Genomic DNA, 22784 nt, shown 5'->3' with positions numbered 1-22784 from the left:
TCTTTATTTCGCCGCTGTTTTGACTTTGTCTCCATCGTCGAGTCCATCGCCGGGGCGTAGTATGACTTTGTCACCCGCCTTGGGACCTTTCAGAACTTCAATCATATCGCCAATTTTGTCACCGGTTTCGATAGGTGTTTCAATTGCTTTCTCGTCTTTCATGATGAATACCACATTCTTCCCGTTGCGCTGAACAATGGCATCCGGCTGAACCACCGTGCGCGCAGTGCGCTGCTCTACGGCCATTTCCTTCTCCAGAAAAGCGATTTTTGCGCTCATTTCCGGCAGAATGTTCGGGTCGCGATCGATAAAACGGATTTTTACCAGCACCGTGGCTTTGGCCCTGTCCACTGTCGGCACGATGCGTTGAACCACACCACGCAATCGTACGTCAGGCATCGCATCCAGCTGAATTTCACAGGGCTGTTCGAGCTTCACTTTGGGTAAGTTGGACTCGGATACGTCGGCTTCGACTTCCAGCGTATCCATGTCGGCCATCGTCACTACCGCGCCTTTGGCATCGAGTGCGGATGAGAAGGGCGTTATTACATCACCGACATTGGCACTTTTGGTCAGCACTACCCCATCAAACGGTGCGCGGATCAGTGTTTGTTCCACTGCTATCCGGGCGGCGCGAAAGTTTGCCTCGGCCGCGCCAACAGATGCCTGGTAACCCAGGACAGCCGCCTGGGCTTTACGAAAGCGGGCGGTTGCGATGTCGTGGGCGAATTGCGAAATAAAGCCCTTGGCAAGCAGTTCGCCATTGCGGTTGAACGCTGCCTCGGCATCAACCAATTCCGCCTGGCCGTGCTGCAAATTTGCCTTGGCTACCCTAACGTTGGCCGCCGCTTGCTCCATCGTGGCACTGACATCCGTGTTTTCCAGCCGGGCGATAATCTCGCCCTCTGTTACGCGGCTGCCTTCCGTTACACCCAGCCATTCGACTCGTCCCGTAGCCTTCGACGCGACTGCCGCTTTACGCTGTGCAACGACATAGCCGGTGGCATTGAGCAGCGTGAAAGACTGGGACGGATAGGCGGTGGTGACTGTGCCGGACTCCACCTCCATCGCGGTGCCGGTACGAAAGTAGAAGATGATGAACAGACTCAGCGCCGCAATGATCGCCAGTGTGGGAATGAGGCGGGGAGATTTCCTATGGCCGGTTATACTGGCGCTACCGCTTCGGTCAATCTTTAATCGGGACAGATCTTCGTTGGCCACAACAGCATCCTGAATGATTCAATCGCATGATTATGGCGTAGAAGCAATGCTACGGCTAGGCAAAGCCCAGTTGGCAAACTCAGTTGGCAAAAAGGGCCACGGAGCCTTATATAGAGGTCCACCAAACTTTGTCAGGAAGGGAAGTACCCATAGTGGTGGATGAGAAGAGAGTGCTATTCCAGAAACACCATCCTTGAACGCGCGAGTGGCGGATTGTTGGCGAAATAGCGTTTGATGCCGGCGAGCATTGCGTCGGCCAGTTTGTCCTGGTAGGCAACGTCTTTCAGTTTCTTTTCCTCGTCCGGATTACTGATGAAAGCGGTTTCCACCAGGATAGACGGAATATCGGGAGACTTGAGTACAGCGAAGCCTGCCTGTTCCACTTCGTTTTTATGCAGATGGTTTATATCGCCGATTTCCGAGAGCACCTCCCGGGCGAGCCTGAGACTGTCATTGATAGTGGCTGTTTGTGACAGATCCAGCAGAGTCTGCTTGAGATAGGGGTCCTTGATATCCAGATTGACTCCCCCTATCAAGTCCGCCTCATTTTCTTTTTTCGCTAGCCAGCGGGCGGCTGCGGAAGTTGCCCCCCGCTCGGACAGCGCAAAAACAGACGAGCCGCGCGCATGCGGTTTGATGAAAGCATCCGCATGCACCGATACGAACAGATCGGCATTCAATTGGCGCGCTTTTACCAGACGCATCGGCAGCGATATAAAGTAATCGCCTTCGCGTGTCAGGGCTGCGCGCATGTTGGGCTCTTTATCAATCTTCGCTTTAAGCTTTTTGGCAATCGCCAGTGTGATGTCTTTCTCATGGGTGCCACTGCGGCTCACTGCGCCGGGATCCTCGCCACCGTGCCCAGGGTCGATGGCGACCGTTATAAGCCGTATCGTTTCCGATTTGTTCCTTTTTGCGGTCGCGGTATTTCTTATGGCTTTGCTATTTGCCTTTGCGTTTATTCCGCTATCGGCATTGAGGTCTGGTTGTAACATTGCTGTGGCATTCTCATTGAGTAACGCCATAAGCGGATCGGGCGGAATAGCGGGGTAAATGTCCAATACCAACCGATAACCGTAATTGCCTACCGGCTTGAGGACAAATGCCTGGGGTATGGCCTCGGTTTTGAGGTCCAGCACCAGCCGCAGTACGGTCGGCTTGAAACGGCCGATGCGCACCGCGCGTATGTAAGGATCAGTGGCGTCAATTTTCCCCGGCAGGTTCTCAAGTTCCGGACTGAGCCTGACATGCTCCAGGTCAACCACCACGCGATCCGGATCTTTTACCGTGCTGAGCGAGTACTGGATGGGCAAAGCCGACTCTAGCGTGAGACGGGTATATTCGGAGGCAGGCCAAACCCGGGCGGAGCTGACCAGGGTATTCGCAAAAACACCATTGCTGAGTGACAAAAGCGGGAGTACTGCCATCAACAAAAACAGGGTGAATGCCGATGGAACAGAAAGATTGTGGCAACCGGCTATTGCCCGGGATTTCTTAGGGTTTGCCATTGCTTTAAACACCGTCTCCCTGTCTCCGTATGCGCCCGAATTTCGACGCGGCGATGATCTGTTCCGGTGATATGGATAAAAAACTGCAAATCCGCTGGGGGCAACAATCCGCCCGCTTTTTCGGGCCATTCCACCAGACAGATGGATTCAGCGTTGAAATATTCACGAAAACCTGCTTCCTCCCATTCTATCGGATCATTGAAACGATAGAAATCAAAGTGATAGAAGTATAACCTAGAAATTTTATAAAGTTCAACTAAATTATAGGTAGGGCTTTTTACTTTTCCTTGATAATCCAGACCGCGCAAGATGCCTCGCGCCAGCGTGGTTTTGCCCGCGCCCAGATTGCCGCTCAGGAAAACAACAAAACCAGGATGTAATATTGTTGCGATTTCCGCACCGAGCGCCAGCGTTGCGATTTCTCCGTCAAGACTGAGCGTAAAGTGATGCAGGGCGGAAGAATTGGTATGATGAGAACTATGCAAGAAAAAAATATCCAAAGATCCGTCAGTAATTCGTGGAGTCTCCCCGGATGCGGTCGTCGATTTATCCCGGCTCGCCGATGCGATCAAAGCATGGGGAAAGGGCTGGGGCTTTCAAGGGATTTTCATCGCGGATGCCAAATGCCGAAATGACAGAAGCGGAATCCGGACCCCGGACCCCTTGAGTGGCTTGGTAAGGCCTATCACGGTGAGAGGGATTATATGGCAAAACATGGGATAGGGCGTACGATCCATCTGAACTCGTTCCCAGGGACGTTGCGAATGATCTCGCGAATCTTGAGAAGATCGTACTAAAGTCCTATTTGCTCATGCCGTTGAACTTGATACGATGCGGACCTGTAACTGGAACAAGTCGTTCAGCTTGGCTGATTTGTTTATACGGTGTGTTTTATCTTGAGGATAATCTTTTCCGATTCCGAAGCGGGTTGATATAAAAATGCTATTATGGCGCACATTAAAGATCCTAGATTCCGTGACATACGTGGAAAACACTCTCTACTCATTGCATCTTTAATTATCGTTGGCGGCCTGCATGACCCGGCGCATCTTCAATAAACAGAAAAAAGGAAATTCAGTGAACACTCCCCATATCAGTACCAAGAAATGGCTGACCTGTTTTGCTATCGTGTTTCCTATGCTCGTCCTGGGCGGTTGCAAAACATATCCGCCTCTTTCTCCCGACGACAAGCATATTGCGCACGATTATTTGATAGGGCCGGGTGACAACGTGGATATCATTGTCTGGCGCAATCCGGAAGTCTCCATGTCGGTGCCGGTTCGTCCCGATGGAAAAATCACTACGCCCCTGGTGGAAGATCTCCCGGCCAGCGGAAAAACATCCACACAGTTGGCCCGAGACATTGAAGAAGCGCTGTCCAAGTATATTCAGCAGCCTGTTGTAACCGTTATTGTGACACAGTTTATTGGACCATACACCGAGCAAATCCGCGTCATCGGCGAGGCAGCCAGACCCCAGGCGCTTCCTTATCGCGAAGAAATGACGCTAATGGATGTTTTGATCGCAGTGGGCGGCATAACGGATTTTGCTGCCGGCAACAAGGCCAGAATCATTCGTAGCGTGGATGGGAAACAGCAACAGTTTAGCGTTCGGCTGGATGATCTGATCAGAGACGGTGACATCTCGGCTAACGTCCCCATGCGTCAAGGTGACGTTTTAGTTATACCGGAGAGCTTCTTCTGAGTTTCGGCATGCTTGATTTAGCCTTTAGATCCATTCCCTACATAAAGTGATCTGGCAGCCCGCTTCACCTCGGGATCGAGGATAGCTGGGTAAAAAAATGACAATGAACATGAAAATAGTCTTTTTGGATTTCCATCCGATGGCGGCGCAAACAGGCCGCCAAAAATTCCATCGCCGTAAAAGCCGACAATAGTATTTCCAAGGAACGCCTGACAAAATGGAGGAACTAACTACCCAGCTGCTTGTTTATTTGAAGGGGATATGGAAGTATCGCTGGATCTCGGTACTTGCTGCCTGGGTTGTGGCTATTGCGGGATGGGTTATCGTCTACAAGATGCCTGATGATTATCAGGCATCAGCCAGAATTTATGTGGACACACAAAATGTCCTGAAACCGCTCATGGCGGGTATGACGATTTCCCCCGATTTGCAACAGCAGGTTTCTATCATGAGCCGTACGCTGATCAGCCGCCCCAACGTGGAGAGGGTCGTTCGCATGGTCGATCTGGATATCAAGGTCAAGGATGCGAAAGATCATGAAGCGCTCGTTAAGGAACTCATGGAGAAAATCAAGCTTGGGACAACCGGCCGCGATAATCTGTTTACGATTCATTATAATAATAAGAATCCAAAGCTTGCTAAGGATGTTGTTCAATCGTTGCTCACCATTTTTGTTGAAGGGGGGCTGGGGGACAAGAGACAGGATTCTTCCGCCGCGCTCCGTTTTATTGATGAGCAGATCCAGAGTTATGAAGAAAAGTTGATAGCAGGGGAAAATAACCTTAAGGCATTCAAGCAAAAGAACATTGGAATGATGCCCCAGCAAGGTAGCGATTATTATTCACAGTTATCCGCGGCGACCGAAGATCTCAACAAAACAAGGCTGGAATTACGTGAGGCCGAGCATGCGCGCGACGCGATCAAGAGGCAAATTACTGGCGATGAGCCCGTAATGATGGTGGATCAGAGCGATGCGATTTCACCCATAGTGAATGTGGAGATTGATTCCCGAATCAGCGCATTGAACAAGAACCTGGATGCGCTCAGACTGAATTTTACGGAATTGCATCCTGATATCATTTCCACGAAGCGCCTGATCGCTCAACTTGAAGAGCGCAAGAAAGAAGAGGCCAAGCTCGTGGTAAAAGATACCACCGATCCCGGAAAAAACTATAGCCCCATGCTGCAACAGCTTAACGTGGCCCTGGCGGAAGCTGAAGCCGATGTGGCGTCCATGAGGGCTCGCGTGGAAGAATATACCGCCCGTTTCAACCGTTTGAAGTCGCTGAGTAACGCGGTACCTCAGGTGGAGGCGGAACTTGCTCAACTCAATCGCGATTATCAGGTGAATAAATCCAATTATGAGAAGCTTCTTGAACGCCGTGAATCCGCAAAGATATCAGGTGAATTGGGTTCCGCCACCGATCTGATGTCATTCAGGATCATCGATCCGCCGACGGTCTCCGACCGGCCGGTGGGACCGGACCGCGGCAAGCTGTTTTCTCTGGTGTTTCTGGGATCTCTGTTAGCCGGAATCGGGATAGCGTTTGTCATCAGCCAAGTCCGGCCTACATTCCACAGTCAGGCGAGCTTGCGTGAAATTACCGGCAGACCAATCCTGGGCTCGGTTCCCATGATCTGGACGGATCAAGAGAAAGTAAAGAGCAGGAAGCGGCTCTATGCCTTTGGTCTTTCTTTGCTATCTTTGTTGGGTTTATATGGCACCTTAATGGTAAAGATGATTTGACCCGAGTTTTTGCAACTTGACGTTCTTCGCCAATTTTTGAGACGCATGCAGATTTACTACCCTAAGAAGCACCTATACTAAGTCCCTGCTGCTGCGACGCTGATCAAGACAGGATGGCTAGGTATGTGGCCAACGATATTGGTTCGTCGCAACAGTCTCTGTCAGGCAGGTGAGGTATTTCGGAATCCCGCGATTTATTCCGGTTTAAAAAAACCGGTGCGATCGTCTGCTTCCATTGGGGGGTTCGGAATCAATATTATGTCGATTTGATTCAGATTCAGATATTTTGTTCGGGAGACATCATGGATAACCGTATCCTGGCAAGTTCCAATCCAACACTATTGGAGAAAGCGTGAGCATTATTGAAAGAGCCGCAGGTAAGCTTGAAAAAGAAGGGAAGAGTGGTGCCAAACAAATGCCACCGCAAATGCCGCCCAGTAGTTTGGTAAACTCGGGCCAGAAGCATTCGAGTGCAAATGATGCGCTCGAGAAAGAGATCAGCCAAAATTTTTCACCAAGCCCTGTCTCGCCTTCCGCCTCGACATCCAAGCACATTACACTCAACCTCGCCAAGATGCGTCAGTATGGCATTGTCACGCCCGACGAAGGAAGAACACAAGTTGCCGAGCAATTCCGCGTGATCAAACGGCCATTGCTCACCAATGCGTTCAGTCAGGGCGCGGGCATGATCAAGAATGGCAATTTGATTATGGTTACCAGCGCGCTGGCAGGGGAAGGTAAAAGCTTTTGTACTGTCAACCTGGCGATGAGCATCGCAATGGAAATGGACCGTAGGGTTCTTCTGGTCGATGCGGATGTAGCCCGTCCCACCGTACCAAAAATTCTGGGATTAGGGACAGAAAGAGGTTTGATGGACATTCTTCTCGATGACAAACTCAAGTTGGCAGATGTCTTGATGAAAACCAACGTGGAGAAACTCACGCTTCTTACGGCGGGGACGCGGCATTCGCATTCTACCGAGCTACTGGCAAGCCAAAGTATGGCAGCGCTCCTAAAGGAGCTGGCACAACGTTATGCTGATCGCGTTGTTATCTTTGATTCCCCGCCGCTGCTTTTAACCAGCGAAGCGCGCGTGCTGGCAAGCCAAATGGGTCAGATTGTTGTGGTGGTAGAGGCTGAAACGACTTCACAGCAGGCGGTGAAGGAAATGCTCAGGCAGATCGAGTCGTGTGACGTGGTGAATTTGATCTACAACAAGGCCAGATCGTTCTCCGGCGGAGAATATTATGGTTATTATTACCATGAAAGTGCCTGAGAATCAGAAATGCAATAGAGATATATTCACGGTCGTTTGCTGGGCCGCCATGGCAATGCTGTCATTGTCATCCTATTCTTATGGGCAAGCCCAACCAGGCCGGCTGGGTCCAGCCGAACAGGGCCTAGACCAGCGACTGGGGCTGGGACAAAATGCGGCACCCATCCCCGCTGACGCTGGATGGAGAATCCAGCCCCGGCTGAATGTGAGAGAGACGTATTCCGACAATATTAGATTGGGGGCCGGCGGGGCGGATGGCGGTGACTTAGTGACCCAGATCAATCCTGGCATATTGGTGACTGGTTTAGGGCGCCGTTTTAATCTCACTGCCAATTACACCATGAATAATCTGATTTACGCGGAGAACAGTAATCTTACCAGAATGAGGCATCAATTCACTGCCTTAACCACAGCTGAACTGATTGAGAATCTTTTTTTCGTGGACGGAAGAGCCGCAATGTTCCAGCAAAATGCCTCCCTGTTTGGTCCGCAGGGGGTCGACAACGTCAATGTCACCGGTAATCGGGCTGATGTAAAAACTTACTCCATCAGTCCTTATCTGCGTCACCGTTTCCAGGATCTTGCTTCAACCGAGCTGCGTTACACCTACGGCGCCGTTGAGTCCAGCGTGAATGCGCTTCGCAACAGCCACAGGAATGCCTTCCAGGGTGGTCTCAACAGCGGCGATGCCTTTAGAATACTTAGTTGGGGCCTGAACTATAGCAACCAGATGATCGAGTTTGACAATACCAACCGGTCAGCCGAAATGGAACGGTCCACTGGCAATCTCCGCTATATGGTTACGTCACGATTCGGCTTGACAGCAACCGGAGGCTACGAACGCAATACTTTTATTTCAATTCGGGGAAGCCCCACAAGCCCTTTCTGGACCGTGGGTTTTTCATGGATACCAGACGAGAGAACAAGTATTATTGCGAGTGGCGGTCAACGATTTTTTGGCGATACCTATTCGCTTCTGGCTAATCATCGTACCCGTCTAACCACATGGAATGTGAGTTATGATCAAAACCTCACGACTTTCAACCAACAGGCTGGCGGTGGTACAGGTGGCATAGGTGGTGTAGGTGGCATAGGCGGTGTAGGTGGTGGAGGTGGTTTCGATCCTTCTGGATCAGGTTCTTTTCTTAATCCCACCAATTTCTTTTCCAACCGGCTTTATCTGCAGAAGCGTTTCCAGGCAACTGTTGCTATGAATGGTCTAACCAATACGCTGTTGCTCAGAGTGTTTGATATGACACGCAAGGCATTCTCACCGGAGTCGGACGATGCCGACCTCCTTGGAGCAAACGCAGCCCTGCTCAACCATACCAGGCAAAGTGGAATTAACGGAACATGGAGTTACAGGATCTCTGCGCTCACCAAGGCCAATCTCATTTTGGGATACACAAGATTTAACTATCTTACTACCGACAGGAAAGACGATTTCAAGATAGGCATGCTTAGCCTGACAAGGCAATTTCAGGTCCAGCCTGCTGTGAATGGCATGATTCAATTTCGGCATGTTGAGCGGGACTCCAACCAAGCGGCTCATTATACCGAGAATGCTGTTATCGCCTCCCTGAACATGACCTACTAAAGGTAAGAGACGAATGTATGCATCATACTATGGTTTCAGAGTCAAACCATTTCAACTGAGACCCGACCCAAGTTTTTTCTTTGGCAGCAGAGGCCATAAACGGGCCATGGCTTATCTTGAGTATGGACTTTCGCAGGGAGAGGGTTTTATCGTCATAACCGGAGAAGTGGGCGCAGGCAAAACTACACTGGTACGCAATCTTTTCCGCACGCTGGAATCCGAGAATATCCTTGCCGCGCAAATAGTCAATACTCATCTGGACTCGGACGATACACTGAGGATGGTAGCCGCTGCTTTTGGGTTGCCTTACGAAAACTCCGGCAAGGCTTCGCTGCTGATCGGACTCGAAGAATTTTTTCGTAAATGTGATCAGCAAGGGAAGCGCGCTCTTCTGGTGGTGGACGAGGCGCAGAATCTTTCTCCTCGAACCGTGGAAGAGTTGAGAATGCTTTCCAATTTTCAAACAGACGACAAGCCGCTGCTGCAAACATTTCTGCTCGGCCAGCCGGAGTTCAGGAGAACGCTGCTTAGCGGGGATATGCAGCAATTGCGGCAAAGAGTGACTGCTACCTATCACCTTGGACCCATGGATTTATCGGAAACACAATCCTATATCGAGCACAGGCTCAGTACCGCGGGCTGGAGCGGAGATCCATCGTTCGATGAGAGTGCGTTTGCCGCTATTTATGATTATACCGGTGGCATTCCTCGCAAGATCAACACATTGTGTGATCGCCTCTTGCTGATGGGTTGCCTGGAAAAATTGCACGGGTTCGGCGGGTCGGAAGTCGATGAGGTTATTCGCGATATCCAGCAGGAGTTTGATATGCCGACAGACAGCATCCAGGTTGAGGCCGATATCGCATCCGGACTGAACAGAGCGGAGGTGCTGGCCAGTGTGGAGAATATGGACAAACGGGTTGCCGAGCTGGAGGGGTCTGTTGTTTCTTTACTGGAACTGCTCAAGCAGGTACTGTCTCTCGCCGGCGTAAACAAGAATCTTCGGAAAGACAAGGTTTGAATGCATCTTTACATTGGACACCGGCTCCCGGATGAGCGTTATTGCCACTCAGCGGCAAGAATCGCGGAGGTGATTTGTTGGTGCGTGAAGAATGGCTTGCGGAGCTAAGTGCGGAATTGATTGTTTGCGGCGCTATGCGAGGGTAGTCAAATGAACACAACACCAATACGCAACGCGATGACCGTCGATGTGGAGGACTACTTCCAGGTTTCGGCGTTTGCTCCCCATATTTCAAGGGAATCATGGACTTCCATATTTTGCCGGGTGGAGTCCAATATCGATCGTATACTCTCCTTGCTGGATGAGGAAGGTGCAAAGGCAACTTTCTTTACCTTGGGATGGATTGCCGACCGCCACCCTGACATGGTCAGACGCATTGTCGCAAACGGTCACGAACTTGCCAGTCACGGTTGGGCTCATCATCGAGTCTCCGATCAGGAGCCTCATGAATTTCGTGACGATGTCATGCGCAGCAAAGCCATTCTTGAAGACATCGGCGGTCAGGCCATATTAGGTTATCGCGCGCCGAGTTTTTCCATTGGCCGCAATAATCTATGGGCGCTGGATATACTTGAAGAAGCCGGCTACCGCTATAGTTCCAGTATTTATCCCATTCAGCATGATCATTACGGCATGCCGGAAGCCCCCCGCTTCGCCCATCATCCGCGCACGCATCATGGGTTGCTGGAACTACCCATTACTACCATGCGTTTATTCAAGCGGAATTTTCCCGCCGGCGGCGGCGGCTATTTCCGGCTTTGGCCCTACCCGGTTTCGCGATGGTTCCTGCAAAGATTGAATCATCTCGAGCACCGTTCCGCGATCTTTTATTTCCACCCTTGGGAAATAGATCATAAGCAGCCGCGTCAGCAGGGTATCAGCATGAAAACACGCTTCCGCCACTATTACAATCTTCATCGTATGGAAGAACGAATCAAGGCATTGACTCGGGATTTCGTGTGGGATCGCGTGGATCGGATTTTTTTGGAACAAGATGCATGAGCAGCATCATTGACGCATTCCAGGAGGATCATCAAGCTTCCCTCCATAAAACCGGTACGCCGGTCGTCCATGCCTTTCAGCCACAGGATGCAGCAAGATGGGACGAATTCGTCTCAGGTTGTCCGGAAGCCACTTTCTTTCATCGCGCTGGCTGGAAGACGGTCATTGAACGTGCTTTGGGCCATAGAACCTGGTATCTCTACGCCGAATCCGGAGGGAAAATTCAAGCAGTGCTGCCATTGGCGGAAATCAACAGCAGGCTTTTTGGCCATTGCTTGAGTTCGCTCCCATTTTGTGTCTATGGTGGCATTGCCGCAATTTCGGAATCCGGCCGCACCGCGCTCGACCGCGCCGCCCAGGCGCTCGCTGCACGCCTGAAGACCGACTATCTCGAATACCGGAATTTGAGAATACAACACCCGGATTGGCCAACCAAGGATCTCTATGTCACTTTCCGTAAAGACATAGATCCGGAAGTGGAGCAGAACATGCAGGCCATCCCGCGCAAGCAGCGTGCAATGGTGCGCAAGGGCATCAAGGCTGGACTGGAAAGCGTCATAGATGAGGATACCGAGCGTTTTTTTTTAGCCTATTCCGCAAGTGTGCACCGTTTGGGTACTCCGGTCTTTTCGAGGAGATACTTCCGGCTTCTCAAGGAAACTTTCGCTAAAGATTGCGAGCTTATGGTCGTTCTAAAAGGAGGGTGCACCGTCAGCGGCGTAATGAGCTTTTATTTCCGTGACGAGGTGTTGCCTTATTATGGGGGCGGCACCGGCGAAGCAAGGGAGGTGGCGGGTAACGACTTCATGTACTGGGAACTGATGCGCCGCGCCTGTGAAAGAGGGGTTAAAACGTTTGACTTCGGGCGCAGCAAGCGTAACACGGGCTCTTACGATTTCAAGAAGAATTGGGGATTTGAGCCGCAACCGCTGCATTATGAATATCAGTTGCATCATGCAGGAGCGGTGCCCGATCATAACCCTCTTAATCCCAAATATCAGATTTTCATTAAGGCTTGGCGGAAACTGCCGCTACCGGTTGCCAATCTTATTGGTCCTTACATCGTGAAGAATCTGGGCTAGATTCATGCAGGAGCTTCTTTATCTCGTTCATCGTATTCCCTATCCGCCGGACAAGGGGGACAAAATACGCTCCTATCACTTGCTCAAGCACCTGAGTCAACACTACCGCATCCATCTCGGTACTTTTATTGATGACGAGAAAGACTGGAGCTATGTGGGTAAAGTCAAAGATTTCTGTGATGAGACCTGCTTTGTCAATCTCTCCCCTAAGGCTGCGCGCTTACGCAGCCTTGGCGGCCTATTTTTCCGGCAACCTCTTACCTTACCCTACTATCGGGATAAGGGTTTGCAAGCTTGGGTGAATAGCGTGCTCGAAACAAGATCCGTCAGAAATATTCTGATTTTCTCCTCGGGCATGGCGCAATACGTAAGCCATGCCGGGCCTGCACGCCGGATAATCGATTTTGTGGATATCGATTCGGACAAATGGATGCAGTACGCAACCACCAAAAGTTGGCCGATGAACTGGATATACCGGCGCGAATCAAGATTGCTGCTCAGCTATGAAAAGCAGGTCACCAGAGAATTTGACGGTGCAGCTTTTGTTTCCGAGGCAGAAGCCAATTTATTCAAGCGGCTTGCGCCCGAGGTTGCGACAAAAGTCACTTACTTTAACAACGGCGTCGATGCGGACTATTTTTCGCCAAAAAATATCTACCCTAATCCCTACACCGCTGGTACCGATACCCTGGTTTTCACCGGGGCTATGGATTACTGGGCTAATGTTGATGCTGTGGACTGGTTTGCGCGCGGTGTCCTTTCCGCAATTCGGGCGCACTTGCCCGATGTCGAATTCCATATCGTCGGCGCACGGCCAACAGCACGAGTAATGGCGCTGGCTACCCTCCCTGGAGTTACGGTAACGGGTTCGGTGCCGGACATACGGCCCTATCTCGCCCACGCATCGTTGGCGGTTGCACCGTTACGCATCGCCCGCGGTATACAGAACAAGGTGTTGGAAGCGATGGCCATGGAAAAGATTGTGATCGCTTCTCCACAGGCAATGGAGGGACTATGCGCGCTTCCTGGTAAGGAACTATTGGTCGCAAACGATGAGGACGATTTTGCTCATCAAATAGTTACGCTACTTCAGAGCAAATCGCATCGGACTATGGGTCATGCGGCGAGAGCCCGTGTTCTGGAGGATTACAGTTGGGAAAAAGGTCTGACGCGTGTTGACGCGCTACTTTCCCAGCCGCAAATTATTTCGACTGACGAGGCGTGTCCGCATGCCCTGCAAAACCATTTTAAATCCGCGAGAGATGTGGCATGAGCGTACAGACACCGCAAAAAATCGCGCATGGTTCAGCCACAACGCTGGATCAGCAAAGTTTGAAAGGGGCCGCGCTCCTCACCGTTGTCATTATTGCTGCAATATTGGCGGGTTACCATGAAACCACCTGGTCTATGGTTTCCATCTGGGAGCGATCCGATACATTTGCCCATGGTTTTCTTATTTTTCCCTTCAGTGCCTATTTGATCTGGGAGCAACGCAAATATCTGAGCACATTTCACCCTGAGCCCAACCCTCTGGCTCTGGCGGTACTCGGTGCCTTGGGCTTTGGCTGGTTGCTGGCAACGCTTGCCAGCGTTCAGGTGTTTGAACAATATTTTCTGATAATGATGATTCCCGCCGCGGTTTGGGCAATCTTGGGAACCCGGATGGCTTGGGCGCTCGCTTTTCCGTTGGCCTATCTCTTGCTCGCGGTACCCTTTGGCGATGCGCTTATTCCTCCCCTCATCGACTTTACCGCTGACTTTACCGTACGGGCACTGCAGTTGACTGGCATACCGGTTTACCGCGAGGGGAGTTTCTTTACCATTCCCAGCGGGAATTGGTCCGTGGTGGAGGCCTGTAGTGGTTTGCGCTACCTGATTGCATCCTTCACGCTGGGTACGCTTTATGCCTATCTGACATACCGAAGCCTGAAACGCCGTCTGGCGTTTATCGCGCTTTCGCTGATTGTACCTATCATCGCCAATGGGATTCGTGCCTACATGATCGTGATGACCGGCCATCTGAGCGACATGCGTCTGGCTGTGGGAGTCGATCATCTTATTTATGGCTGGATATTCTTCGGTTTTGTAATGCTGTTGTTATTCTGGATCGGGTCATTCTGGCGCGAGGATGATCGCGAAAATGACAATACCGAGGCTGATCCCCATCCTGGATCCAGGTTTAATCAGGGCAGTAAAGGCTCACTCAAGGGCATGGTTCTCACTGCCAGTGCAGTTCTTGCCATTGCTTTTATCTGGCCGGTGTCTGCCGCTTATCTTGAAAACAGATTTTCCCGCAGCACGGAACCCGAAATTGAAATTCCAGGTGTCTCAGGAAAATGGGAGACCGGTACTACCCAAATCTCCGACTGGAGGCCCAAGTACATCGGTGCCGCCGCCCAGTTCCTGCAAAATTACCGGGGCAGCAGCGGGTCGGTGGATCTTTACGCTACTTACTACCGTAACCAGCAGCAAGGAACAGAGCTGATCAACTCCGAGAATCTGCTCGTACCGGAAACACAACCCCATTGGCGGACCATCGGGGAAAGTACACGCGACATACTTCTCAGTTCTCAGCCAGTGACCATCAGGCAGAACCAGTTGCATTCGCCTGCCACAAATCTGCTCATCTGGAGGTGGTATTGGATTGGCGCGGAGAAGACGGCGAGTCCTTACATGGCTAAATTTATTCTGGCCCGGAATAAACTCCTGGGCAGAGGGGATGATGGGGCGGAAATCATTATCGCCGCGCGTTACGAAGAGACACCGGATGAAGCTGTTCCAGTGCTTCAGGCTTTTGTGGATGACATGATGCCAATGATGACAAAAGGGCTTGAGAATGCATGGGAGCGCTAGTACCCGGCACGGCCCGGTGAAATCTTCGAGGGCCATTACCACGCAGCCTCCACTCATTGTTCATGTCATTCATCACCTGGGTGTGGGGGGCTGGAAAATGGTCTTGTAAACCTGATCAATCATATTCCGCCCGAACGTTACCGGCACGCTATCGTATGCCTCAAGGGCTACTCCGATTTTCGTTACCGGATCCTGCGGGAGAATGTGGAAATCGTGGCATTGAACAAGCGCGAAGGACATGATTTCGGTCTTTATCTCAACTTGTTCCGAACACTCCGGCGTTTGAAACCGGATATCGTGCACACCCGCAATCTCGGGACGATGGAGGGGCAAGTTATTGCCGCGGTTGCGGGGGCGCGCGCACGAATCCACGGAGAACATGGCCGGGACATTTTCGATTTGCATGGGAAAAATCGAAAATACAATCTGCTGCGTAAGGCAATTCGTCCTTTCGTCGATCATTTCATTGCTGTCAGCAGAGATCTGGAAAGTTGGCTTGTCGACACCGTGGGAGCAACGCCACAGCGCATTGACCAGATCTACAACGGTGTCGATAGCCTGCGTTTTCATCCACGCGGCGGCACGCCCTTTGGAGCGGGTCCGCAGGGATTTTTTACGGAAAATACTTTTGTAGTGGGTAGCGTCGGAAGAATGGCGGATGTGAAAAATTATCCCAGCCTGATCCAGGCTTTTTTGAGGGTGCTGAAGGAAGAACCTGCGGCCCGCGAACGTTTCCGGCTCCTGATCGTTGGCGAGGGAACTTCGCGGCGGGAATGCATCGAGATGTTGCGTGAAGCCGGTGCGGAAGCACTTGCCTGGTTTCCTGGCGAACGTGCCGATATTCCGGAACTGATGCGCACCATGGATCTTTTTGTTCTCCCCTCGCTCGGCGAAGGCATTTCGAATACCATTCTGGAAGCCATGTCCACCGGTTTGCCAGTCGTCGCTACCAGCGTCGGGGGAAATGTGGAACTTGTAAAGGAAGGATATACGGGAATGCTGGTTCCGCCGGGAGAGCCGTCAGCATTGACGGAAGCGATGCTGAGATACTACAGAAACCCCGACCTGATCATTCAACACGGCAGGGCGGCGCGGCGGCAGATTGAGGCAAGCTTCAGCATGGAGACCATGACCCAAGGCTATCTGCAAGTCTACGACAAGGCCCTGCATCGATAATGAATGGAATAAAAGGAAACTGGCATGTGTGGAATTGTTGGTCTGTTTGACACGCGCGGCAAAAGTGAAATCGACCGGCGAATACTCTGGCGCATGAATCAGCTCCAGATTCACCGCGGGCCTGATGAAGGAGAGCTATATACCGAGCCCGGTGTGGGCTTTGGCCATCGTCGTCTTTCGATCATGGATGTCTCCAGCGGGCAGCAACCGCTTTTCAATGAAGACGGCAGCGTAGTCGTAGTTTTCAACGGCGAAATCTACAATTTTCAGGAACTCGCAAAAGAGCTTATAGCCCTCGGTCACACCTTTCGCACGCATTGTGATACCGAAGTCATTGTCCACGCCTGGGAAGAATGGGGTGAGTATTGCGTGGATCGCTTTCGCGGCATGTTTGCCTTCGGCTTGTGGGATCGTAACCAGGAAACCCTGTTTCTTGCTCGCGATCGGCTTGGTATCAAACCGCTTTACTACGGCATGCTCGGAGACGGTACATTTATTTTCGCCTCCGAACTCAAGGCACTGCTTGCCCATCCGGATTTCATCCGAGAGATGGATGCCCATGCTATCGAAGACTACTTTGCTTATGGCTATGTTCCTGAGCCAAAAACGATATTCCGGCAGGCGCTCAAACTTTCCCCGGCTCATACGCTGAAACTTTCAACCGGTCAAAGTATGCCGCGACTGCGTCAGTACTGGGACATACCATTTACTCCGCATGCTTCCATCAGCATGCAAGAAGCACAGGAAGAGCTGATTGTCCGGTTGCGTGAATCGGTAAAGATTCATCTGATGACCGAAGTGCCGCTGGGAGCCTTCCTTTCCGGCGGCGTGGATTCCAGCGCAGTGGTGGCGATGATGGCCAACCTGATGGGAGAGCCGGTCAACACGTGCTCCATTTCTTTTGGGGACCCTGCCTTCAATGAATCCCAGTACGCACAAAAAGTGGCCGAGCGCTATCATACCCAGCATGATGTCGAACAGGTAAATCAGGACGATTTCGAGCTGATAGACAAACTGGCCTCCTTATACGACGAACCCTTTGCCGACAGTTCGGCCATGCCTACCTACCGGGTCTGCGAGCTGGCCAGAAAACGTGTGACTGTCGCGTTGTCGGGAGATGGCGGCGACGAGAACCTCGCGGGATATCGCCGCTATCGATGGCATCTTTATGAAGATCGGATGAGATCCATGTTGCCACTTGGATTTCGAAAGCCTTTGTTCGGTTTGCTAGGCAGCCTATACCCGAAGGCTGACTGGGCGCCAAAGGTTTTGCGTGCAAAATCCACCTTCGAGGCGCTGGCACGTGATTCCGTGGAAGGATATTTTCACAGCGTTTCCATTATGAAGGACAAAATGCGACAGCGTCTCTTCAGCCCTTCTTTCAGCCGCAGTCTCCAGGGGTACCAGGCGGTGGAAGTATTGCGCATGCATGCCGACAAATGTCCTGTCGATGACGCCCTGTCCCGCGTGCAATACCTGGATATGAAAACCTACCTTGTCGGCGACATTCTTACCAAGGTGGATCGCGCCAGCATGGCTCACGCCCTGGAAGTGCGCGTACCATTGCTGGACCATAAGCTGGTCGAGTGGATATCCGGCCTCCCGGTTTCCTTCAAACTGCATGGCCATGAAGGCAAATATGTATTCAAAAAGGCGCTGGAGCCTTATCTTCCCAATGACATCCTTTATCGCGACAAGATGGGATTTTCGGTACCACTGGCAAGCTGGTTTCGCGGCCCGCTGCGCCAAAAGCTTAACGACGCTTTAATGGGCCCGGTTCTGGCCGATACCGGGATCTTCAACCAGGCCTTTCTAAGGGAGATGCTTGATCAGCATCAGTCGGGAAGGCGTGACTATAGTGCGCCGCTGTGGACGCTGCTGATGTTCGAATCGTTTCTCCGTAACGTGCTGCCCATGGAGCATTCGGGCTCGCGCAAGAACGATCTCAAGGTGGCATGAGCATGTTGTTGCGTAATCCAGAAAAACGCTTGCATATCATCAATATGATACGTAATGGAAATGCGAGTACATGACAGACTCAAATTGATGAACCAGGAATTTGCCACAGGATGATGGACGTATTCATTACCGTTGACGTGGAGATCTGGTGTGATGGCTGGGACAACATTGACGCCAAGTTTCCGAGTGCATTTCAACGCTACATCTACGGCCCCACATCAAGAGGCAATTATGGCTTGCCATACCAGCTGGATCAATTGCGGGAGCACGGCCTGACGGGCGTTTTTTTTGTGGAACCTCTCTTTTCGACCCGGTTTGGGTTGGATCCTTTGTCGGAAATCGTGGGTCTCGTTCGAGAACGGGGCCATGAATTGCAGCTTCATCTGCATACCGAATGGGTGGATGAATCCAAAGAACCTCTGCTCGACGATATCACTGGAAAGAAGCAACTCTTGCGTTACTTTTCGTTGGAGGATCAAACAATCCTGATCCAGGCGGGCGCAAGGCTGATTGAACTGGCCGGTGGTCAAAGCGTAAATGCCTTTCGCGCAGGAAATTTCGGTTTCAATAGGGATACGCTGCGGGCACTCGCCAGGAATCACATTGTTTTCGACAGCAGCTACAACGCCAGTATGCTTGGACGGGACAGTGGGGTAAGTCCGGATGTCCCACTTATGGAACCGATCGAGTGTGAAGGCGTATACGAGTATCCCATGACGGTCTTTCAGGACGGAGCTTCTTCATTGCGCCATGCGCAAGTAACTGCTTGCTCGTACCGGGAGATGGAAGGGTTGCTGTGGCAAGCGCTGGAATCCGGTCGTAAGGCCTTTGTTATTCTTTCACACAACTTCGAGTTGCTTAACGGCGGTATGGATCGTCCGGACGATATCGTGGTAGCCCGCTTCCGCAAACTCTGCACCTTTCTTGATCGTCACCGGGATTGCTTCCGTGTTCGTGGTTTTCACGGTTTGGCCCCGGATCTCGCGGATTCACAGCCTGCTCCGCTCACCTCGCCGATCTGGAAAACGGGACTCAGGATGTTGGAACAAGGACTACGGCGGGGGTTCCGGTGAAGCAAGTATGGCATTACCGTCAAGTCCCCATAAAGCTTCAACTGGGTGACAAAACGTTGTTTGCATCCCAATTATGGTTGCAAGTGCGGGAAGTGGGGCTTGACGATGAGACTCCGCCAGTGACAGAGCCGGCGCCGCCAGATGACGTTCTGCAACTCAATAGTCAAGGTTTCCTGGTGCGATCGCTGCGCGTCAACGGCAAGCAGCCTGTACTTCGGAAGCTGGACAATTATCTCTGCTATGTATCTTCCCAGCACCAGCGGTATTACATCGATATGCGTCTGTCGTTCGAAGAGTACAAGAGCAAATTTTCCTCCAAGACGCGTTCGACTCTCAATCGTAAAATCAAGAAATACGCCGAATATTGCGGTGGCAACATTTCCTGGAAGGTTTACAAGTCAGCCGGAGAAATTCCGGAGTTCTTTCGGCTTGCCCGTGTTGTTTCCAGGATAACCTATCAGGAAAAGCTGCTTGACGCAGGCTTGCCCGATTCGGAGGAGTTTCTTGGCGAAATGGAGCAGCTTGCTGAACAGGGGCTTGTTCGTGGGTTCATCCTTTTTCATCAGGATCAGCCCGTCTCGTATCTCTATTGTCCGATCTCCAATGAAATTCTGATCTATGCTTATCTCGGATACGATCCCGGCTACATGAATTTTTCTGTGGGCACAATTTTGCAGTGGCTTGCCCTAGAGTACCTGTTCGAGGAACACTCTTTTCGTTTTTTTGATTTTACTGAAGGACAATCAGAGCATAAAAAGCTGTTTGCCACTCATAGTGTTCAATGCGCAAATGTTTTTTTCCTGCGCAGCAATCTGCGCAACAGGTTCCTGCTGCATAGTCAAAGCGCCGTGAATCATCTCAGCAGGCTGGCTGGCGATAAGCTGGACCAGCTCGGGCTTAAGTCGAAAGTAAAAAAAATGATGCGCTTCGGAACCTGATCTGAACAATCTTCTGGATGGCGGAAAGTCATGTTAATCAAACGCATCGCAAAGCAGATAGTGGATGCCGAGTGGGTGGCCCGCGTAGTTGAAGTATTGGATCGTCGCTCGGACAATCGAATGACCGAACTCGGGATGTTGAGCCAGGCCTTCGAGTTCGCAAAGATTAACGAAGTACCTGGAGATTATTTCGAGTTTGGCCTGTGGCGAGGCAAGACCTTCGGCTACGCTCATCGAATGAAGCGGCGCTATGGCCGGCGCGATATGAAGCTGTGGGGCTTTGATTCATTTCAGGGCTTACCGGCAACAGAGAAGCATCCCGACAACATATGGTATGAAGGGCAGTTTGCCTGCGCCCGCCCCGAATTCGAGGCAATTCTCGCATCCCGTGGAATCCGGACATCCGAGTACGAATTGATTGAGGGTTTTTACAGCGATAGTCTGAATGATGCTACCCATCGGCGATTATCCGGACGCAAGGCGGCGGTCATCTATATTGATTGCGACCTGTACGAGTCAACTATTCAAGTACTCAATTTCATCCAGCCATATATTGTAAATGGTTCCATTATCTGCTTCGATGACTTCTACAATTACAAAGGCGATCCTGAACAGGGCGAACAACGCGCGCTGGCAGACTTTATGCGGCAGGAAACACACCTGGGCTTCATCCCCTATCTGGACTATGCTCCGCTTGGAAAATCATTTATCTGTCGTCTAAAATGAAAATAGCGGGTTGTGGAAAGACAATAGCGGTGGGCGATGTTTGAATTCGATAAATACGAGATGCATTTGCATGTGGATCGGAATCTCGCTCCACTACAACCGTATACGCCTGTTCAGGACGTTGCGAAGATGTCCTTGCTCATGTGGGGGGAGCATTGCATAGAATGCGCCGCCCCGGGCTGTTTCGCAACCTGTGATCTCTACCAGAGCAGACCGGATCAACGTTGCAGGCGCCTAACCTATGGCATGTATCGCAACCAGCGCTTCCCGTCCGCTCGCGGCTATGGAGCAGAGGTTACATTCAAGCAATGGGGCAAGATCGAGGCCCGAGGCAATACCCTGATGCTGCCTGCGACGGCCGCCTTATTGGCCGAACGCATGATCGGTTTGGTTGCGCCGCTTACCAATGCGGCGGGCGCGATGATGTATCGGCTGACGCGTGACATGCGCTGGTCGTATCTCGAGTATGCACTCCTTGAGCGCTTTGCCCGCTGGATGCACCGGGTAAATCGCACGGAATCCAAACCAGATTTTTTTCTACTCGAAGTTTACAACCCAGCGGATGTGCCGATACGAATGCAGCTGAATATGGCGATTTCCGGCGGTATGATGAGTAAACAAACGCAACTCACGAAGCTTCCCCTGCCATTTCGTACCTCGGTCGTATTTCCCCCGGGATACTCGCGGCATGAGTTCGGCTACCAACAATTTTCGATGATTACCGAGTGCGGTCTCCCGTTTGACATCGCCATTATTCCCGACGGGGAGACCGCATCACGTGTTGTTTTCCTTACCGCCGATTTTATCGTTCACCGCAAGACTGAAAGCGTGCGGAGTTCAAGTACTCCAAAGATAAAGTGCGTAGTATGGGATCTCGACAATACGATGTGGGACGGAATTCTGCTTGAAAATGAGGCGGTATCATTGCGCCCCAAGGTACTCGACTTGCTGCGCTTTTTTTATGAACGTGGAATTTTGCTTAGTATCGCGAGCAAGAATGACGAGGCAAGCGCATGGCGGCGCCTCGAAGAACTCGGCATAGCAGACTATTTTCTGTATCCCCAGATCAATTGGCTTCCCAAGAGCGAAAATGTCAGGATCATAGCGGAACAGCTCAACATCGGCCTGGATACTTTCGCTTTCATTGACGATAATCCCTTTGAACTGGAGGAAGTTTCACGGGCATTGAAAGGAGTCGATTGCGTGAATGTGGCCGACATCGACCGCCTTTTTCTGGATCCTCGCTATCAGGGAACGAATAGCGAGGAAGCGAAGAAGCGTAGCCAGTTTTACAAAGAAGAATTCGTACGCAAGAAAAGCGCAGCCAGGTTTGGCTCGGATTATCTTGGATTTCTGGCTGCATGCGAGATCAAGCTTTCCATCGACGCCTATGCGGCCGATGATCTGGACCGTGTTTCCGAACTCGTCCAGCGTACCAATCAATTAAATTTTTCCGGGCGCAAATACGCCAGGGACGAGATACTGCCCATTCTCGCCGATGACGAGGTCAGGAAATATGTGCTTCGTTGTAGCGACAATTTCGGCTCCTACGGCGCGGTCGGGTTCGCCATCGTTCGATTCGTAGAGCAAGAGATACGTATCGAGGACTTTATGCTCTCCTGCCGTGTGCAGGGAAGATTTATCGAACAGGCGTTCTTCAACTACCTGGTGGTTTCAGAAAGCGGCCAGAGGCCGCAGAGCTTATGGGTTAACTTCAAGCCCACGGGGCGCAATATCCCCGCCCAGCAAGTACTAGAAAGTCTGCACTTCGAGACATGTTCGCCGGAAAAGGGTCTGCGTGTCGATCTCAATGTCCACTCACTCGATTGCACGTTTATTTCCGTGGGATCCTTGTCCACAAGTGAATCGGGTTCAGGCAGGGTGGAAGCAAGTCATTAAAC

18 protein-coding genes are annotated in these 22784 nt (G+C 51.4%); 15 read left to right on the top strand and 3 right to left on the bottom strand.

The window, feature by feature from the left end; genetic code table 11:
* Positions 1-3: 3 nt before the first annotated feature.
* From BLR00_RS01050 to tsaE, 3 genes are all read right to left on the bottom strand, one after another.
* Positions 4-1221 (bottom strand): efflux RND transporter periplasmic adaptor subunit, encoded by a 1218-nt coding sequence (locus BLR00_RS01050; RefSeq protein ID WP_074630409.1) that lies wholly within the window; start codon positions 1219-1221, stop codon positions 4-6.
* A 173-nt stretch (positions 1222-1394) separates the two neighbouring features.
* Positions 1395-2729 carry an N-acetylmuramoyl-L-alanine amidase gene (locus BLR00_RS01045; RefSeq protein WP_074630408.1) on the bottom strand — a complete coding sequence of 445 codons (1335 nt, stop codon included), beginning with the start codon at positions 2727-2729 and terminating at the stop codon, positions 1395-1397.
* On the bottom strand, positions 2699-3229 hold the full coding sequence (gene tsaE, locus BLR00_RS01040; RefSeq protein WP_371130363.1) for a tRNA (adenosine(37)-N6)-threonylcarbamoyltransferase complex ATPase subunit type 1 TsaE: 531 nt from the start codon (positions 3227-3229) through the stop codon (positions 2699-2701). The genes BLR00_RS01045 and tsaE overlap by 31 nt, the downstream gene beginning before the upstream one ends.
* A gap of 577 nt (positions 3230-3806) precedes the next feature.
* Here tsaE and BLR00_RS01035 point away from each other — a divergent pair.
* The 15 genes from BLR00_RS01035 to BLR00_RS00965 all read left to right on the top strand — a co-directional run bounded on the left by BLR00_RS01035 (position 3807) and on the right by BLR00_RS00965 (position 22782).
* Positions 3807-4433: an XrtA/PEP-CTERM system exopolysaccharide export protein gene (locus BLR00_RS01035; protein ID WP_081346802.1), complete on the top strand. Its 627-nt coding sequence runs from the start codon at positions 3807-3809 to the stop codon at positions 4431-4433.
* A 217-nt stretch (positions 4434-4650) separates the two neighbouring features.
* Positions 4651-6180, top strand: coding sequence for an XrtA system polysaccharide chain length determinant (locus BLR00_RS01030; RefSeq protein WP_074630407.1), 1530 nt, complete (start codon positions 4651-4653; stop codon positions 6178-6180).
* Between the two features lie 352 nt (positions 6181-6532).
* Positions 6533-7456, top strand: coding sequence for an XrtA-associated tyrosine autokinase (locus BLR00_RS01025; RefSeq protein WP_074630406.1), 924 nt, complete (start codon positions 6533-6535; stop codon positions 7454-7456).
* Positions 7428-9053, top strand: a complete 1626-nt coding sequence (locus tag BLR00_RS01020) for a TIGR03016 family PEP-CTERM system-associated outer membrane protein (protein ID WP_074630405.1) — start codon at positions 7428-7430, stop codon at positions 9051-9053. Before BLR00_RS01025 ends, BLR00_RS01020 begins: the two co-directional genes overlap by 29 nt.
* Before the next feature lie 13 nt (positions 9054-9066).
* A complete protein-coding gene (locus BLR00_RS01015) occupies positions 9067-10074 on the top strand; it encodes an XrtA/PEP-CTERM system-associated ATPase (RefSeq protein WP_074630404.1) in 1008 nt (335 codons plus the stop codon).
* Between the two features lie 150 nt (positions 10075-10224).
* Complete coding sequence (locus BLR00_RS01010; RefSeq protein ID WP_074630403.1) at positions 10225-11076, top strand: XrtA system polysaccharide deacetylase; 852 nt, start codon at positions 10225-10227, stop codon at positions 11074-11076.
* Positions 11073-12158: a FemAB family XrtA/PEP-CTERM system-associated protein gene (locus BLR00_RS01005; RefSeq protein WP_074630402.1), complete on the top strand. Its 1086-nt coding sequence runs from the start codon at positions 11073-11075 to the stop codon at positions 12156-12158. Before BLR00_RS01010 ends, BLR00_RS01005 begins: the two co-directional genes overlap by 4 nt.
* A gap of 4 nt (positions 12159-12162) precedes the next feature.
* Positions 12163-13431, top strand: a complete 1269-nt coding sequence (locus BLR00_RS01000; protein WP_074630401.1) for a TIGR03087 family PEP-CTERM/XrtA system glycosyltransferase — start codon at positions 12163-12165, stop codon at positions 13429-13431.
* Positions 13428-15011 carry an exosortase A gene (gene xrtA / locus BLR00_RS00995; protein WP_074630400.1) on the top strand — a complete coding sequence of 528 codons (1584 nt, stop codon included), beginning with the start codon at positions 13428-13430 and terminating at the stop codon, positions 15009-15011. The genes BLR00_RS01000 and xrtA overlap by 4 nt, the downstream gene beginning before the upstream one ends.
* Positions 15012-15032: 21 nt before the next feature.
* Positions 15033-16187, top strand: coding sequence for a TIGR03088 family PEP-CTERM/XrtA system glycosyltransferase (locus BLR00_RS00990; protein WP_371130393.1), 1155 nt, complete (start codon positions 15033-15035; stop codon positions 16185-16187).
* Positions 16188-16211: 24 nt separating this feature from the next.
* Positions 16212-18146: an XrtA/PEP-CTERM system amidotransferase gene (locus BLR00_RS00985; RefSeq protein WP_074630399.1), complete on the top strand. Its 1935-nt coding sequence runs from the start codon at positions 16212-16214 to the stop codon at positions 18144-18146.
* 110 nt (positions 18147-18256) lie between these two features.
* Positions 18257-19219, top strand: a complete 963-nt coding sequence (locus BLR00_RS00980) for a polysaccharide deacetylase family protein (RefSeq protein WP_074630398.1) — start codon at positions 18257-18259, stop codon at positions 19217-19219.
* Positions 19216-20157 (top strand): GNAT family N-acetyltransferase, encoded by a 942-nt coding sequence (locus BLR00_RS00975; protein ID WP_074630397.1) that lies wholly within the window; start codon positions 19216-19218, stop codon positions 20155-20157. Before BLR00_RS00980 ends, BLR00_RS00975 begins: the two co-directional genes overlap by 4 nt.
* Positions 20158-20187: 30 nt before the next feature.
* On the top strand, positions 20188-20883 hold the full coding sequence (locus tag BLR00_RS00970; protein WP_074630396.1) for a TylF/MycF/NovP-related O-methyltransferase: 696 nt from the start codon (positions 20188-20190) through the stop codon (positions 20881-20883).
* Positions 20884-20919: 36 nt separating this feature from the next.
* On the top strand, positions 20920-22782 hold the full coding sequence (locus tag BLR00_RS00965; RefSeq protein ID WP_074630395.1) for an HAD-IIIC family phosphatase: 1863 nt from the start codon (positions 20920-20922) through the stop codon (positions 22780-22782).
* Positions 22783-22784 lie beyond the last annotated feature (2 nt).

Source organism: Nitrosospira multiformis (assembly GCF_900103165.1).
In the GTDB taxonomy this organism is placed as follows: Bacteria; Pseudomonadota; Gammaproteobacteria; order Burkholderiales; family Nitrosomonadaceae; genus Nitrosospira; species Nitrosospira multiformis_D.
This window is presented reverse-complemented; position numbering and strand designations above follow the sequence as displayed.

Coding starts and splice junctions, on each gene's coding strand:
- BLR00_RS01000 (WP_074630401.1), top strand. CDS start 12,163: ATGCAGGAGCTTCTTTATCTCGTTCATCGTATTCCCTATCCGCCGGAC.
- BLR00_RS01030 (WP_074630407.1), top strand. CDS start 4,651: ATGGAGGAACTAACTACCCAGCTGCTTGTTTATTTGAAGGGGATATGG.
- xrtA (WP_074630400.1), top strand. CDS start 13,428: ATGAGCGTACAGACACCGCAAAAAATCGCGCATGGTTCAGCCACAACG.
- BLR00_RS01015 (WP_074630404.1), top strand. CDS start 9,067: ATGTATGCATCATACTATGGTTTCAGAGTCAAACCATTTCAACTGAGA.
- BLR00_RS00965 (WP_074630395.1), top strand. CDS start 20,920: ATGTTTGAATTCGATAAATACGAGATGCATTTGCATGTGGATCGGAAT.
- BLR00_RS01005 (WP_074630402.1), top strand. CDS start 11,073: ATGAGCAGCATCATTGACGCATTCCAGGAGGATCATCAAGCTTCCCTC.
- BLR00_RS01045 (WP_074630408.1), bottom strand. CDS start 2,729: ATGGCAAACCCTAAGAAATCCCGGGCAATAGCCGGTTGCCACAATCTT.
- BLR00_RS01020 (WP_074630405.1), top strand. CDS start 7,428: ATGGTTATTATTACCATGAAAGTGCCTGAGAATCAGAAATGCAATAGA.
- BLR00_RS00970 (WP_074630396.1), top strand. CDS start 20,188: ATGTTAATCAAACGCATCGCAAAGCAGATAGTGGATGCCGAGTGGGTG.
- BLR00_RS00980 (WP_074630398.1), top strand. CDS start 18,257: ATGATGGACGTATTCATTACCGTTGACGTGGAGATCTGGTGTGATGGC.
- BLR00_RS00985 (WP_074630399.1), top strand. CDS start 16,212: ATGTGTGGAATTGTTGGTCTGTTTGACACGCGCGGCAAAAGTGAAATC.
- BLR00_RS01010 (WP_074630403.1), top strand. CDS start 10,225: ATGAACACAACACCAATACGCAACGCGATGACCGTCGATGTGGAGGAC.